This is a genomic window from Streptomyces sp. BF23-19, from assembly GCF_041106355.1.
Taxonomy (GTDB): domain Bacteria; phylum Actinomycetota; class Actinomycetes; order Streptomycetales; family Streptomycetaceae; genus Streptomyces; species Streptomyces virginiae_A.
Genome location: NZ_JBGBPT010000003.1, coordinates 180,251 through 194,531 on the forward strand (window position 1 = coordinate 180,251; position 14,281 = coordinate 194,531).

13 protein-coding genes and 1 pseudogene are annotated in these 14,281 nt (G+C 72.3%); 9 read left to right on the forward strand and 5 right to left on the reverse strand.

Annotation, left to right across the window (positions count from 1 at the left end; all coding sequences use genetic code 11):
* The 3 genes and pseudogenes from AB8A24_RS03200 to AB8A24_RS03210 form a co-directional block, all read left to right on the forward strand.
* Positions 1-196 (forward strand): annotated as a pseudogene (locus tag AB8A24_RS03200) (hypothetical protein); the annotation flags it as partial.
* A 173-nt stretch (positions 197-369) separates the two neighbouring features.
* Positions 370-2,217 (forward strand): VanW family protein, encoded by a 1,848-nt coding sequence (locus AB8A24_RS03205; protein WP_369474590.1) that lies wholly within the window; start codon positions 370-372, stop codon positions 2,215-2,217.
* A gap of 182 nt (positions 2,218-2,399) precedes the next feature.
* The gene (locus tag AB8A24_RS03210; RefSeq protein WP_328959897.1) at positions 2,400-5,027 is read left to right on the forward strand and encodes a SpoIIE family protein phosphatase; all 2,628 of its coding nucleotides are present in this window, start codon (positions 2,400-2,402) and stop codon (positions 5,025-5,027) included.
* A 39-nt stretch (positions 5,028-5,066) separates the two neighbouring features.
* Here the strand turns inward: AB8A24_RS03210 and AB8A24_RS03215 are convergent, their stop codons facing one another.
* Positions 5,067-5,954: a S41 family peptidase gene (locus AB8A24_RS03215; RefSeq protein WP_328959896.1), complete on the reverse strand. Its 888-nt coding sequence runs from the start codon at positions 5,952-5,954 to the stop codon at positions 5,067-5,069.
* A 41-nt stretch (positions 5,955-5,995) separates the two neighbouring features.
* Complete coding sequence (locus AB8A24_RS03220) at positions 5,996-6,334, reverse strand: hypothetical protein (RefSeq protein ID WP_328959895.1); 339 nt, start codon at positions 6,332-6,334, stop codon at positions 5,996-5,998.
* Between the two features lie 113 nt (positions 6,335-6,447).
* On the opposite strand from AB8A24_RS03220, the gene AB8A24_RS03225 reads away from it, so the two are divergent.
* From AB8A24_RS03225 to AB8A24_RS03235, 3 genes are all read left to right on the forward strand, one after another.
* Positions 6,448-7,449: an RNA ligase family protein gene (locus AB8A24_RS03225; RefSeq protein WP_369474592.1), complete on the forward strand. Its 1,002-nt coding sequence runs from the start codon at positions 6,448-6,450 to the stop codon at positions 7,447-7,449.
* Positions 7,450-7,513: 64 nt separating this feature from the next.
* Positions 7,514-8,014, forward strand: a complete 501-nt coding sequence (locus AB8A24_RS03230) for a hypothetical protein (protein ID WP_328959893.1) — start codon at positions 7,514-7,516, stop codon at positions 8,012-8,014.
* Between the two features lie 137 nt (positions 8,015-8,151).
* Entirely contained in the window at positions 8,152-8,382 is a 231-nt protein-coding gene (locus tag AB8A24_RS03235; RefSeq protein ID WP_328959892.1) for a hypothetical protein, read from the forward strand.
* 57 nt (positions 8,383-8,439) lie between these two features.
* Here AB8A24_RS03235 and AB8A24_RS03240 read toward each other — a convergent pair whose 3' ends face one another.
* Complete coding sequence (locus AB8A24_RS03240) at positions 8,440-9,294, reverse strand: hypothetical protein (RefSeq protein WP_328959891.1); 855 nt, start codon at positions 9,292-9,294, stop codon at positions 8,440-8,442.
* 200 nt (positions 9,295-9,494) lie between these two features.
* Between AB8A24_RS03240 and AB8A24_RS03245 the strand changes: the two genes are divergently transcribed.
* The 3 genes from AB8A24_RS03245 (at position 9,495) to AB8A24_RS03255 (ending at position 12,095) form a co-directional block, all read left to right on the forward strand.
* Positions 9,495-10,151 (forward strand): DUF4232 domain-containing protein, encoded by a 657-nt coding sequence (locus AB8A24_RS03245; RefSeq protein ID WP_328959890.1) that lies wholly within the window; start codon positions 9,495-9,497, stop codon positions 10,149-10,151.
* Positions 10,152-10,275: 124 nt separating this feature from the next.
* The gene (locus AB8A24_RS03250; protein ID WP_266479642.1) at positions 10,276-10,626 is read left to right on the forward strand and encodes a hypothetical protein; all 351 of its coding nucleotides are present in this window, start codon (positions 10,276-10,278) and stop codon (positions 10,624-10,626) included.
* A 74-nt stretch (positions 10,627-10,700) separates the two neighbouring features.
* A complete protein-coding gene (locus AB8A24_RS03255; protein ID WP_369474593.1) occupies positions 10,701-12,095 on the forward strand; it encodes an aspartate aminotransferase family protein in 1,395 nt (464 codons plus the stop codon).
* Here the strand turns inward: AB8A24_RS03255 and AB8A24_RS03260 are convergent.
* Positions 12,042-13,340 carry an MFS transporter gene (locus tag AB8A24_RS03260; RefSeq protein WP_369474595.1) on the reverse strand — a complete coding sequence of 433 codons (1,299 nt, stop codon included), beginning with the start codon at positions 13,338-13,340 and terminating at the stop codon, positions 12,042-12,044. The genes AB8A24_RS03255 and AB8A24_RS03260 overlap by 54 nt on opposite strands.
* 79 nt (positions 13,341-13,419) lie before the next feature.
* The gene (locus tag AB8A24_RS03265) at positions 13,420-14,178 is read right to left on the reverse strand and encodes a GntR family transcriptional regulator (RefSeq protein ID WP_328959886.1); all 759 of its coding nucleotides are present in this window, start codon (positions 14,176-14,178) and stop codon (positions 13,420-13,422) included.
* Between the last annotated feature and the right edge of the window lie 103 nt (positions 14,179-14,281).

A 14,281-nucleotide genomic window follows, 5' to 3' on the forward strand; every position in this document is an offset into this window, starting at 1 on the left:
GGTGGCCGCCCGCGACCTCACGGTCGCCCGGCGGCGGCGGCAGGTCGAGATCGGCGTGCTGCCCCCGGGCACGTACGACCTGCTGATCAGCGCGGGCGCCGACACGGCTCCGCTGTCCGACGTCTTCGTCGTCGCCGGCCCGGACGGTACGGACGGCACGGAAGGCACCGGAGGTACGGGCGTGACCCAGGGTTGAGAGCGGTCGCCTGTGCCGCTGCCACCAGGGCAGGAATCGTGACAACGATTACATTCGGCCCCAAAATGCTCCTCCAGCGTGGATCATTATTTCCCGTAATTGTCGTATATGGCCGCCTTGCGGCCCGCGCCACCTGAGGAACCGGTGGGCGCCACGGGAGAGATATGGGCCGCGTGCGCAGCTGGACCGTCAACCGACGGATCGCTCTGCCGGTGACGGTGGCGGGAGCCGTCGTACTCGGGCTGGGCGGCCTCTACGGAACCGCCCTCGCGGTCGGAGGCGACATCGACCAGGGCACACGGGTCCTGGGGGTGGACCTCGGCGGCATGAGCCGGGCCGAGGCGCGCCGGACGCTGACCCGGGAGCTCGGACCCGCCGCCGCGGCGCCGATCACGGTGAAGATCGGCGACCGGGTGGAGAAGGCCGACCCCGCCGCGCTGGGGCTCTCCCTCGACACCGAAGCCACCGTCGACCGCGCCGTACGGGCCGGATCGAATCCGGTCGCCGTGGTCGGCAGCCTCTTCGCCTCGGGCAACCACGAGGTGGCGCCCGTGATCGCCATGAACGAGCAGACCGCCCGCGCCGCGGTGGACCGCCTCGGCAGGACCACCGAGCAGCGGGTCCGTGACGGCGTGATCGCGTTCGAGCACGGTACGGCGAAGTCCGTCGCCCCGCTCCCCGGCGTCTCCCTCGTCGAGGACCAGGCCATCGGCACCCTCCGCGACGCCTACCTGAGCCCGGACAAGGGCCCCGTCGTCCTGCCGGTCGCGCGCACGGAGCCGCGCGTCGGCGCCGAGGAGACCGGACGGGCCATGCGGCAGTTCGCCGAGCCCGCGATGTCCGCGCCCGTCACGCTCACCGTCGCCGGCGAGCGGATGTCCATAACCCCCGCCGTCCTCGGCGAGCACCTGAAGATGCGGGCCGACGGACAGGGCCGCCTCGTGCCCGACCTGGACTCCAAGGGCCTGCTCGCGGACCCCGCCGTGGAGCCCACGATCGACGCGGTCACCCACCCGCCCCGGAACGCCGCTCCCGGCCTCGCCGCGGACGGCCGCGTGGTGATCGCCGACCAGGGTCGTGCGGGACGCCAGGTCACCCAGGAGGCGCTCGGCCAGGCCGTGCTGCCGCTGCTGACCCGCTCGGGTGCGGCCCGTAGCGGCGAGGTCGCCACCGTGGCGGTCCAGCCGGACCTCACCGCCGACGAGGCGCGGCGGCTCGGCATCAAGGAGAAGGTCTCCTCCTTCACCGTGGAGTTCCCGGCCGCCCCGTACCGCACCACCAACATCGGCCGCGCCGTCCAGCTCATCAACGGCTCCGTCGTCATGCCGGGCCAGGAGTGGAGCTTCAACCGCACGGTCGGCGAGCGCACCCCCGAGAACGGCTTCGTCGACGGCATCATGATCAACGACGGCCAGTACGTGAAATCGCCCGGCGGCGGTGTCTCGGCGGTCGCCACCACCATGTACAACGCCGCGTTCTTCGCGGGCGTCAAGCCCGTCGAGCACGGCGCGCACTCCTTCTACATCGAGCGCTACCCCGAGGGCCGCGAGGCCACCGTCGCCTGGGGCACCCTCGACCTGCGCTGGCTCAACGACTCCGGCCACCCGCTCTACATCCAGGCCACGTCCACCGACACCTCGCTGACGATCTCCTTCCTCGGGACGAAGAAGTACGACGAGATACGGGCGACCAAGGGGCCGCGCACCGACATCACGCCGCCCGGGAAGCGGACCGGCAGTGGTGAGACCTGCGAGGTCCAGACCCCGCTGGAGGGCTTCGACGTCACGGTCGGCCGGACCTTCGTGCAGGGCGGCAAGGAAGTCGAGCACGAGGACTTCAAGACCCACTACACGCCGCGCGACGAGGTCACCTGCACCCCGGAAGGCGCCCCGGAAGGCGCGCAGGAGGCCTCTCCGGGGGCCACCCCGGGCGCCACCCCGCAGGCTCCGCAGCCCTCGCAGACCCCGTCCGCCGCGGCCGCCGACGGTGTCCGGACCGCGGCTCAGCGCCACGCCGACTGACACCATCGGGGGACCAGGCGTGACATTCCGGGCGCATACCGTGCATGCCGGGGGCCGCGGGCGCCCGGAAGTGCTACAACTGGGTTCGTGACCATTCCTCGCCACCCGTGCCGGGCACGTCGGTGCGGTCACCTCTAGGCAGCCGGAAGAAGAGCGTCGCCGGACAGGTATTCATCCTCCAGGTGGCGATCGTGGTGTTGCTCGCGGCCGGGGCCCTGCTGGCCCTGGTCCTCCAGTCGCGGCACGACACCGAACGCGAGGCACGCAACCGCTCGGTGTCCGTCGCCCAGACCTTCGCCCACTCCCTGGGCCTCCAGGACACCCTGAAGACGTCCGACCCGTCCGCGACGCTCCAACCTCTCGCCGAGACCACGCGCAAGGCCGCCGGCGTGGACTTCATCGTGGTGATGGACACCAACGGCATCCGGTACAGCCACCCCCAGCCGGACCGCATCGGGAAACGCTTCGTCGGCACCATCGAGCCCTCCCTCAACGGCCAGGTCCACACCGAGAGCGTCGACGGGCCGCTCGGCAAGGAGATCCAGGCGGTGGTGCCCGTCACCGCGTCCGACGGAAAGGTCGTCGCGCTGGTCTCGGCGGGCCTCACCGTCAAGAACGTCACCGGCGTCGTCGACCGCCAGCTCCCCGTCATCCTCCTGGCCATCGCCACCGGCCTGGCCCTCGCCACCGTGGGTACGGCGCTCATCAGCAGACGCCTGCGCCGCCAGACCCACGGGCTCGGCACCCAGGAGATGACCCGCATGTACGAGCACCACGACGCGGTGCTCCACGCCGTCCGCGAAGGGGTGCTGATCACCGACGGCGAAGGCCGGCTCCTGCTGGCGAACGACGAGGCCAAGCGCCTGCTCGGGCTGCCCGAGGACGCCGACGGGCGCGAGATCGCCGACGTACCGGGCCTGGACCGCCGGATGGCGGACCTGCTGCTCTCCGGCCGCGAGGCCACCGACGAGGTCCTGGAGAGCGGCGACCGGCTGCTCGTCGTCAACCAGCGGCCCACCCACCCCCGGGGTCGGCCGGAAGGCGCCGCCATCACCATCCGCGACTCCACCGAGATGCAGGTCCTGACCACCCGGGCGGAGACGGCCCGCAGGCGCCTCAAGCTGCTGTACGACGCGGGCGGCGACATCGGTACCAGCCTCGACGTGGTGCGGACGGCCGAGGAACTCGCCGCCGTGGCCGTCCCCCGTTTCGCGGACTTCGTCACCGTCGACCTGGCGGACCAGGTCATCGACGGCGAGGAGCCCCGCGCGGGCTCCGACATGCGGCGCACCGCCGTCAGCGGCATCCGCTCCGACCATCCCCTCTACCCCGTCGGCCGGCTGATCGACTTCCTGCCGTCCACCCCCCAGGCGCGCGGCTACGGCACCGGCCGGGCCGAGCTGGTGCCCCACCTGGCCGACGCGCCGGGCTGGCAGGCCCAGGACCCGCCGCGCGCCCAGGCCATCGTGGACTACGGCATCCACTCGCTCATCGCGGCCCCGCTCATGGCCCGGGGCGTCGTCCTCGGCGTGGTCAACTTCTGGCGCTCGCAGAAACAGGAACCCTTCGACGAGGACGAGCTGTCCCTGGCCGAGGAACTCGTCGCCCGTGCGGCGGTCAGCATGGACAACGCACGCCGCTACACCCGGGAACACGCCCTCGCCGTGACCCTCCAGCGCAGCCTGCTGCCGCGCGCCCTGCCCGAGCAGAGCGCCATGGACGTGGCGCACTTCTACCTCCCCGCGCAGTCCGGGGTCGGCGGGGACTGGTTCGACGTGATCCCGCTGGCGGGCTGCCGCGTCGCGCTGGTCGTGGGAGACGTCGTCGGGCACGGCCTGCACGCCGCCGCCACCATGGGGCGCCTGCGTACGGCCGTGCACAACTTCTCCTCCCTCGACCTGCCGCCCGACGAGATCCTGGCCCGCCTGGACGACCTCGTACAACGCATCGACCACGACGGGGAGGGCGACGAGGCGAACGGCGGCGTGCTGGGCGCGACCTGCCTGTACGCCGTCTACGACCCGGTGTCCCAGCGCTGCACCATGGCACGGGCAGGCCACCTGCCGCCCCTGGTGGTCGCCCCCGACGGCACGACGGAGATCGTGGAGCTGCCGGCCGGACCCCCGCTGGGGCTGGGTGGCATGCCCTTCGAGACCGCGGAGCTGGACCTCGCGGAAGGCAGCCAGCTCGTGCTCTACACGGACGGACTGATCGAGGAGCGGACCAGGGACATCAGCGAAGGGCTGGAACTGCTGCGGGTCGCGCTCAGCCACCCCGACCGGGACCCGCACGAGAGCTGCCGGGCCGTGCTCGACATGCTGCTGCCGCCCCGGCCCACCGACGACGTGGCCCTGCTCATCGCACGGACCCGGACGCTCGGCCCGGACCGGGTGGCCCAGTGGGACGTACCGTTCCAGCCGAGCGCCGTCGGAGCCACGCGCAACGCCGCGGCCAAGAAACTCGACGAGTGGGGCCTGACCGACCTCGGCTTCGCCGCGGAACTGATCCTCAGCGAGCTGATCACCAACGCCCTGCGGCACGGCAGCGGGCCCGTACGGGTGCGCCTGCTCCACGACCACAACCTGACCTGCGAGGTGTGGGACGGCAGCAGCACCGCCCCCCACCTGCGCTACGCCGCCACCACGGACGAGGGCGGACGCGGCCTGTTCCTTGTCGCGCAGCTCAGCGAGCACTGGGGCACCCGCTACACGCCCGAGGGCAAGGTCATCTGGGCGGAACTGGCCCTGCCCGGCGGCGCCGGCGGCACGGAGGCCGCCCTCGCGGCCTTCCTGGACGTGGACCCCATCTGAACTGCGTCCGAACCTGAACCCCGTCCGAGGAGGTGCGGGTCAGACGCCCGGCTGGACGGCCTTGAGCGCGGTCTCCAGCGCCTGCTGCGCCGGTACGGGGACGTCGGGAACGACCCCCACGCCCTCCCAGTTGCCGCCCGTGACGGTGTTGATCGTCCGGGCCGTCGGCACCGTCACGAGAATGTGCTCGTCGACCGCGTGCCGGGCCGTCGGATGGGCGCCGCCCCGCGTCGTCTCACCCACCACGACGGCCCGCCCCCGCGCCTGCAGGGTGTACGCCACGTCCTCGCCCCCGGAGAAGGTGTCCCCGCTGGTGAGGATGTGGACCGGCCGGTCCAGATAGCGGGGAGCGGGAAGGTGCGAGGTCGTCCAGTACTGCCGGGTGCTGTCCGAGACCCGGTCGTAGATGTCGTTCAGGTGCACCTGGTCGTCGGGGAAGAAGTAGCTGCACCACATCGCGGCCCCTTCCGGCTGCCCGCCGCGGCAGCCCCGCAGGTCCAGCACGAGGGCGGAGCTGTGCGCGACCAGCTGCATCGCCGCGCCGATCGCGCTCGCGCCCTCGATGGCGCCCGCGATCAGCCGGAGCTCTATGAACCCGATGTTCCCTTCCAGCCGCTCGACGCGCCGGATCCCCTGGTTCTCGGTCCGGAGCAGCGCCGAGAAGGCGGCCTGCCCGCCGTCCTCGTCCACCGGGTCCAGCGACTGCGGCTCGTCCGTCCACAGCAGACGCATGTGCTTGTCCGGGCACACCTCCTGAAGGTGAGCCGTCACGGCCTCGCAGAGCGCCGGCCCGTCCAGGCCCTCGTACGCACCCGCCGCGAGCCGGCTCCGGATCCCGGCCTCGATGACGACGGCCTTGTCCGGGAAGACGTAGCCCGCGTTGATCCGGTGCAGGGCGCGTTCGATGATCTCTTCGTTGGTAGGCATGGGACGGATGCTAGGGGCCGACTCCCCGATGATCAAAGGGTTCACTCCAGGCCCGGACACCGCCCGGGCGCCGTGCCCGGTACCTGGTCCGGTTCCGCCAGCATGTCGTCGACGATCTCCATCCTGATCTCCGGCAGACGCTCCGCGATCGCCTCCACCATCATCGCGACCCCTACCGGGTCGGGCGCCGCACAGCGTTCCCGCGACTCCTCGTCGGGCCAGCGGGCATACGCCACCCAGGTACCGTCGTCCGCCCGGTGCAGCCGGGACCCGTAACTGCCGCACCGGGCGTGGATGGCCGCCGTCACCCGGTGCCAGCCCTCGGTGAACCGCCGCTCCATGCCCGGACGGAGCCGCCACCGATAGATCACAGCGAACATGCCCGGATACCCCCGCATCAGGATGTGGATCTTTCCGGGCCACCCTATGGGGGTGTCTCGCAGGCAGGAAACAAACCCGGGATCTTCGCGGACGTGCTCGCTACGATCATCCGGTGCACCCCGAAACCCGCCCCTTGACCCCGTACCCGAAGATCCCCTCGAACACCCGGCTGGGCGAGGCACGCGGGCGGAACTGGGTCGCCCACGAGAAGATCCACGGCGCCAACTTCGCCGTCGTGTGCGACACGTCGGGCGCGCACCCCGCCAAGCGCCGCGAACTGCTCGCGGACGGCGGGCTGGACGACTTCTTCGGCGTCGGCAGGATCTGGCCCGCGCTGGCGGTGGCCGCGACCCGCTGCGCGCAGAGCCTGCGCGAGGAGACCGGAGCCCCGGCCTCCGCGGTCGTCACCGTCTACGGCGAACTCGCCGGCGGCCGCTACCCCCACCCCGACGTACCCGCGGCGCCCGGAGTCGATCCGGTGCAGACCGGCGTCTGGTACGCGCCCGAACTCCTCTGGCTCCCCTTCGACGCCACCGTCACCGACGACGACGGTCCGCGCTGGGTCGGGGACCGAACGCTGCGCGCGGCGGCCGCCGAGGCCGGGCTGCTCTGCGTTCCGCTGCTCGGCGAAGGCCCGCTCGCACGCCTCCAGGAGCTGCCGACGGTCTTCCCCACCCGGCTGCCCGGACTGCTGGGCCTGCCCGCGCTGCCCGACAACCTCGCCGAGGGCCTCGTCGTCAAACCCGCCGACGGATCCCGCGAACCCGGGCGACCCATGGCCAAGTTCAAGCAGCCCGCCTTCGCCGAGGACGAGCGGTTCGACGGCTCGCGCCCCTACCAGGCGCCGACCGAAGGCGCGGCGGGAGTCCCGGGTTGGCTGCTCGCCCACGGCACCGGCCTGCTCACCCCGGCCCGGGCCGCATCGGCCGTGAGCAAGCTGGGACCCCGTACGCCGCCGGGAGAGCTGGCCGGCGAGATCGCCCGCGACGCCACCGAGGAGGTGGCGCAGGCACTGGGCGGCCTGGACCGGGCGACGTTCCGCGCACTGGAGGAGTGCCTGCACGCCGGAGCCCTGACCCTGGCCCGCTTCGACGCCGCCGACCGCCGCGCCTGACAACCGGGCGCGGGGCGGCCCGCCGGGTTCCTCCCGCGCCGAGGGCCCTGTGCATACTGCTGCCATGAAGTCCCCGCTCGGCTCGCGCATCCACCTGATGATCACCTTCGTCCTGGTGACCTGCGGCACGGTCGCCGGAGCCTGCCTCGGCCTGCTCCTCGCCGGGCGGCTGATGGCCGTGGTCTTCGCGGCCGTGGCCGGCGTCGGCGCCGGGCTGGGGTCGTACTTCTCCCGCCGGCAGGTCCTCGCCCTGTTCCAGCCCGACCGCGAGAGCGTCCCGGCCGACGGCTACGCCGAAGGCCTCGCCGACGCCGCGCTCGTCTGCATCGCGACCTACCAGGCGGCCGTCTTCCCGCTCACCCCCGACGGGGTGAGCGAGGCCGAGCGGAAGGCCCGCCGCACCATGGCCTACCGGATCTCCGCCTACGAGGGCCTGCCGTACCCGGTCCAGAGCTCGGCGGCCGCCGCCCTCGAAGCCATCGACCAGGGCGCGGACCCCAAGCGGGCGGAGACCGCGATGAAGGAACTCTGCCTCACCATCTACGACAACCGCCGCGGCCGGTGATCCGGGCGCGCACCGGGCGCTCCGGTGCGCTCACCGCATTGTCCGATCGGCTGGTCGGCAACGGTTGGGCCTCGGTCCGGTCTCCGGCAGTGGCCTGATGCGGATCATGGCGTTGTCCGGTTATGGAATCTGACGGGATGCTGTTCGCTCGGGCGCCGCTCGACGGTGTCGTCTGGCTCGACACACTGGTCCACGATCCGGCCTGCGGGTCGTGTCCGCGCCGGCGGGAGCCGGAAGAGGAATCCGAGGAGGAGGACGACGCCGACGCCGACGGGATCGCTGTCCTGTCGGGCCGGGCACGGAACTGGATGGTGGCCGCGTCCGCGGTCACCGTCGTCTCGGCCGTCCTGACCGTCGTGGCGAACTGACGGCTTCCCGGCCGGGCCAAGGGCCGCCGGACCCGCCGCCACCCGACCCGCGCGGGCTCATCCACCCGGATGGAGGGTCACCGTCCAGGTCCGGTAGGTGTGTTCGGCGGGCCGGTCGGGGTGTCGTTCGGTAATGGTCACGGTGACCTCGTCACCGGAGCGACGCAGCGTGCCGTGGTGACGCCAGGCTTCCTCGGGGTCGATGGCCAGCAGCTCGGCGAGCACCTCGTCCTCCAGCCGGCGCCCGACGGCGCGCAGCACTCCGGCGTCGAGCACCAGGACGGTGCCGTCCGCGAGGACGAGCGGCTCCGGGGTCTGCGGGTCGCTGAGGGCCGGTCCGCGTTCGACGGTGCCACCGGGCAGCAGCCGAACCACCCGGCTGCTGGTGGGGATGTTCCGGTCGGTCTCCACGACGCGGATCCCGGTCCCGACCACGTAGTGGCCGTAACTGCGCCAGGAGTCGTACAGGGTGCCGTCACGGTCGTAGGCCCAGGTGTCGAAGACGTCGTAGCCCTCCAGACCGAGGACGAACCGGCCGCCACCCAGCGCCGCGCCGCGTGCGCCGCGCAGTTCGGCGATCCGGCTGCCGTCCGCCAGGTCGAGGAGCAGGGCCGGGCCGAGGTTTCCCCAAGGCGTGTACGCGAGCGAGTCCGTCGTGACGAGGACCCGCCCGCCGGAGATGTGGGCGGCGTTGGGAACGCCGGAACAGAGCGCGGTCCAGCGGGTACGGCCCGAGTCGTCCACGCAGCTGATCTTCCCGGGGGTGCCGTGGATCCGCAGGTCCTGCCGCCGGGCGAGCGGCCGGCCCACGGGACGGGCCGCACCGTCCGGAGGCAGACCGGCCCTGCGCCCATGTGCCCGCACCGTGACCCGCCACGCGCCCGCACGGCCGTTCTCCTCCGGTATCCCCATGGGCCCAGATGCTAGTGCTGTGGCCGGAAAGGTCCACCGGGTCACGGCGGGTCTGTTGCCGATCAGGCCGCGTTCGCAACCGTGGTCGATCCGACGACACACCGTCACCAAGCTGTGAAGCTTCTACGGGACGCTGGTGCTCAGCCAGCCCGGCCCAGCCCGGCGCGTTCCGCGCGCTTTCCCCAGGGGGGACCACCATCATGAGCACCGTACGCAAGGCAGCCATCGCTCTCGCCGCCGTATCCGCACTGGCCCTGACGGCCTGTGGACCCACCGAGGACGGCGCGGCGGGCGGGCCCGGGACACCGAGCGCGAGCCCGACCGTGAGCCCGAGCGGGAGCGCGACCGCCACCCCGAGCGCGACTCCGTCGAAGTCCGGCGCGCCGAAGAAGACCGCCACCCCCACGAAGCCGCCGAAGTCGGGCTCGACCGACCCCGACTACGACGTCTTCCCCTGCAGCACGTTCGACGTGACGTTCACCGCCAGTTTGGCCGAGCCCACGACCAGCAGCTACCTGCTGAAGATCACCAACAAGGGCACCAAGGCGTGCCGGGCGCTCGGGCACCCGATCGTCACCTTCGGCGATCTGGACGGCCAGGCCACGGAGCGGGGTGCGGCCCCCGGCATCGAGGACGCGCTGCGGCTGGAGCCGGGCCAGTCGGCCTACGCCGGGCTCATGGGTGGCGCCAACGACGGCAAGGGCAAGACCGTCAACTCGATCGCGCTGACCATGAACACCGAGTCCGACCTGGCGCAGACACCGCTGAAGGCGTCCACCCCCGGCTTCTACGTCTCGCCCACCAAGAACTCCGTGACCGCCTGGATGAACAACGCGGAGGACGCACTGAGCCTGTAGGCGCACGTGACGGTCCCGGCGCGTGCGCGTCATCCGGTCGGCCGAGCAACGGAGGACGGCCGCGCCCCACCGGGTCAGGCTGTGGACAAGGACCGTCACCACCGCACAGACGAGGACCGAGCCCATGTCCCACAGCCGACGTATCAGCACCATCGTGGGCGTCGCAGCACTGTTGCTGACGGCCAGCGCCTGCTCGGGCCTGGGCCGCAGCACCGTCGGCATGCTGACCTTCCGCGGGCACGACTCGCCGGTCGAGCTGAGCTACTCCAACACGCTGGTCGTCGGCTGCCACAAGATCGGCATCCCGAAGGGTGCCACGCACGTCGAGAACAACACCCTGGTCGACATCGTCCTGTACCGGACGCCGGACTGCCAGAAGTCCGACAAGGCCCCCGGGATCTACGTGGCCACCACCCTCTCCAACGTGACGGCCCCGGTGAGTCTGCCCTGGCGCAGCTTCAGCGTCATCCACTGACCCCGCACCCCGCTCCCCGTTGCCCGCCGGCCCGCCGCTTGCGGGCGGGCGGAGTCTGTCCCATAGTCCGAGGTATGGACGCGCGCGAGGCGGCGCTCCGACAGGCGCACGGCCATGCCGTCCGCTGGCTGGCCAGCCTGTCCGACCGCCCGGTTCCCGCCCGCGCCTCGGTCGACGAGATCGTGCGCGCGCTCGGAGCAGAGCTGCCCGACGCGCCGAGCACGCCCGCCGACGTCGTCGACCTGCTGGCCACGGCCTGCGAGCCGGGGCTCACCGCCTTTCCCAGCGGCCGCTTCTACGGGTTCGTGGTCGGCGGCACCGAGCCGGCCGCGCTCGCGACCGACTGGCTCGTCAGCGCCTGGGACCAGAACTGCGTGATGCGCGCGGTCTCGCCCGCGTACACGGCGGTGGAGGAGATCGCCGGCGCCTGGCTGCTCGACCTGCTCGGCCTCCCGCCCGACAGCGCCGTCGGCTTCACCACCGGCGCCACCATGGCGAACTTCACCTGCCTCGCCGCCGGGCGCGACACGGTGCTGCGGCGCGCCGGCTGGAGCGTGGCCCACGACGGACTCGCCGGCGGTCCGCCCGTGCGCGTCATCGCGGGCCAGGACCGCCATATGGCCATCGACCTGGCCCTGCGCTACCTCGGGCTCGGCCGGCCCGAACTCGTCGAGGCGGACGCGCAAGGACGCATCGACGCCGAGGCCCTGCGCCACACCCTTGCGGCCCGCGGCCCCGGTGTCGGCCCCGGCTCCGTCCCGACGATCGTGATCCTGCAGGCCGGCGACATCCACTCCGGGGCCTTCGACCCCTTCCCCGAGACGATCCGTGCCGCCCGCGAGGCCGACGCGTGGGTGCACGTGGACGGCGCCTTCGGCCTGTGGGCGGCCGCCTCCCCGACCCACGCCCACCTCACCGACGGCTGCGCCCGGGCGGACTCCTGGGCCACGGACGCCCACAAGACCCTGAACGTCCCCTACGACTGCGGCCTCGCCGTCGTCGGCGATCCCGCCGCACTCCGGTCGGCCATGGGCCTGCAGGGCGATTACCTGATCCAGCACGAACACGGCGACCCCATCGACAAGGTCCCCGAACTCTCCCGCCGCGGCCGCGCCTTCACCGTATGGGCCGCCCTCCGGTCCCTCGGCCGCGCGGGCGTGGCCGACCTCGTCGACCGGCTGTGCCGACACGCCCGCGCCTTCGCCACCGGCATCGACGCCATCGACGGCGCGACCGTCCTGAACGACGTGGTCTTCACCCAGGTCTGCGCCGAGTTCGGCGACGACGAACGCACCGACCGGGTGCTGGCCCGCCTCCTCGACGAGGGGGCGGCCTGGATCAGTGGCTCCACCTGGCACGGCCGCCGCGTCATGCGCATCTCGGTGAGCAACTGGTCCACGACCGACGAGGACGTGTCACACACCCTGGACGCGATCCGCCGCGCCTCCTCGCGGACGATCCGCCCGTGACGGAAACGCCTGCGGGGGCGGTGTGCGCATGGCCCGCAGCGGCGACAGGAAGGTGGGCAGAACGCTCAGCGTCATGCCGACCGCCCCGATCCACAAGGCTCCCGCCGCTCCGCACACCGAGCCCGAGGCTCCGCCCAGGAGCCCGCCGACAGGAATACCACCCCAGGACACGAACCGACTCGTCGCGCTCATCCGGCCCAGCAGCCGATCCGGTGTCAGGGCCTGCTGCACGCTCGACCGAGCCACGAAACGGACGACTCCGCCCAGCGAGAGCGCCGCGAGCCCGATCGCGGCCACGTACACGCTCCAGCCCGGTCGCGCCATCGGCATCAGGACGGTCGACGGGCAGGTGACCAGCGACGCGAGCCAGATGACGGAACCGTGCCCGAGCCGCTCCGAGAGCGTCTTCGCCAGCAACGCGCCCACCAAGGCACCACAACCCATTCCCGACAGAATCAGACCGATCCCGAAGGGCCGCAGTCCCACCTCTCTCTCCAGAAATACCGGCAACATGCTCAGGTACACGGCCAGCGAGAGGTTGAAGAGGGCGTCCCCGAGCGCGATGGCACGGAGTGCGGGGTGCCGCAGGGTGAACGTCAGGCCTTCCGCGATCTCCCGACCCAGTCGCGGGCGATCACCGGGCTCCGGCTTCCGTTCGCGCGTGCGGATGGTGAGCGCGAACAACCCCGACGCGGCCAGTCCGGCCGCACTCGCCAGCAGCGTCACGGGCGCTCCCACCAGGCCGACGAGGGGTCCTGCCAGCGCCGGCCCACCGATACTCGTCGCCGAGCGCACCGCGGACAGCTTCGCGTTGCCTTCCACCAGACGGCCGCGTCCCACCAGGTGCGGGAGATAGCTGACGTACGCGACGTCGAAGAAGACGGTCAGCACTCCATGGATCAGGGCGATCGCGTAGAGCCCCAGGACGGTGAGGCGGTCGGCCCACCAGAGCACCGGTACCGTGGCGAGGGCCGTCGCCCGGACGAGATCCGTGCTGATCATCACCGAACGCTTGCGCATACGGTCCACCCACGCACCCGCCGGCAGCCCGACGAGGAGCGAGCCGACCGAGGTCATCGCCGCCAGCAGGCCGACCTGGAACGCATCGGCACGCAGCGCCGTGACGGCGACCAAGGGCAGCGCCAGGAACGTGATGCGATCGCCGAGTTGGCCGAGCGCGGTGGCGGCGAACAGGCGCCCGAAGTCAGGATCACGGAGCAGGCCGGGCAGGGCGGATCGGGGCATGGGAGTGTCCTACGGTCGGCATCGCGAGGGCGCCGCGACGGTCGGGCGGCTACGGTTCGGGCGGCTACGGATCGGGCGGCTACGGGCGGTCGACCCCGAACGCGTAGACCACCTCGCGGCGCGCGTCGGGAATCACCATGTCGGCCGTTTCCACCGGGCGTCCCCGCGTGTCGTAGATGGTGCGCTCGATGAGGAGCACGAGGTCCCCCACGCCGATCCCCAGCAGGTTCGCCTGCTCGGGCGTGGCCCGGGCCGGGCGCGGCACCTCGACCACGGTCGAGACGACCACACCGATGGAGCGCATGCGCTCGACCACCCCCTGGCCCGCCAGGGGACCCGTCTCGGGCAGCACGACAGGCGTTCCGTCCGTGATCGCCATCGGCTCCCAGGACGCGGAGAGCTGCACGGGCTGCCCGTCGGCGAGGAACTCGTAGTGCGTGTGGACGCAAGGGTCCCCGGGGCTGATGTCCAGCCGGTGTGCGATGGCCTCGGGGGCGGGGACCCGCACCCGGCTGTCGGCGTCCCAGGCATCGGCCCTGCCCCGCTCCCGCGTCGCGGAACGCAGGGAAGGCCCCTCCCGGCGCTCGCGGTGCCGTGAGCGGACCAACCGCAGGCGCTCGCGCGGCACGCGGACGTAGGTGCCCGATCCGGTGCGCCCCTCGAGGAGACCGTCGATGATCAAACGGTCCATGGCCCGCTGCACGACGTTGCGGCCGACCCCGTACGCCTCGGCGAGCCGCACCCGGGACGGCAGGCGCTCGCCGACCTCCCACTCGCCGGCGAGGATCCGGCCACGCAGCGCGTCGGCCACTTCGAGGTACGGCGCCTCACGGGGCATGGGCGATCCTCCGGTCGATCTGCTCGGCGCAGGCCAAGGTGTTGAGGGGGTGCCGGCACGCTACTGCACCCGGCGAAAGCTGCTGGAGTAGCCAGGACCCCCG

Coding starts and splice junctions, on each gene's coding strand:
- AB8A24_RS03215 (WP_328959896.1), bottom strand. CDS start 5,954: ATGCCTACCAACGAAGAGATCATCGAACGCGCCCTGCACCGGATCAAC.
- AB8A24_RS03220 (WP_328959895.1), bottom strand. CDS start 6,334: ATGTTCGCTGTGATCTATCGGTGGCGGCTCCGTCCGGGCATGGAGCGG.
- AB8A24_RS03230 (WP_328959893.1), top strand. CDS start 7,514: ATGAAGTCCCCGCTCGGCTCGCGCATCCACCTGATGATCACCTTCGTC.
- AB8A24_RS03235 (WP_328959892.1), top strand. CDS start 8,152: ATGCTGTTCGCTCGGGCGCCGCTCGACGGTGTCGTCTGGCTCGACACA.
- AB8A24_RS03240 (WP_328959891.1), bottom strand. CDS start 9,294: ATGGGGATACCGGAGGAGAACGGCCGTGCGGGCGCGTGGCGGGTCACG.
- AB8A24_RS03245 (WP_328959890.1), top strand. CDS start 9,495: ATGAGCACCGTACGCAAGGCAGCCATCGCTCTCGCCGCCGTATCCGCA.
- AB8A24_RS03250 (WP_266479642.1), top strand. CDS start 10,276: ATGTCCCACAGCCGACGTATCAGCACCATCGTGGGCGTCGCAGCACTG.
- AB8A24_RS03255 (WP_369474593.1), top strand. CDS start 10,701: ATGGACGCGCGCGAGGCGGCGCTCCGACAGGCGCACGGCCATGCCGTC.
- AB8A24_RS03260 (WP_369474595.1), bottom strand. CDS start 13,340: ATGCCCCGATCCGCCCTGCCCGGCCTGCTCCGTGATCCTGACTTCGGG.
- AB8A24_RS03265 (WP_328959886.1), bottom strand. CDS start 14,178: ATGCCCCGTGAGGCGCCGTACCTCGAAGTGGCCGACGCGCTGCGTGGC.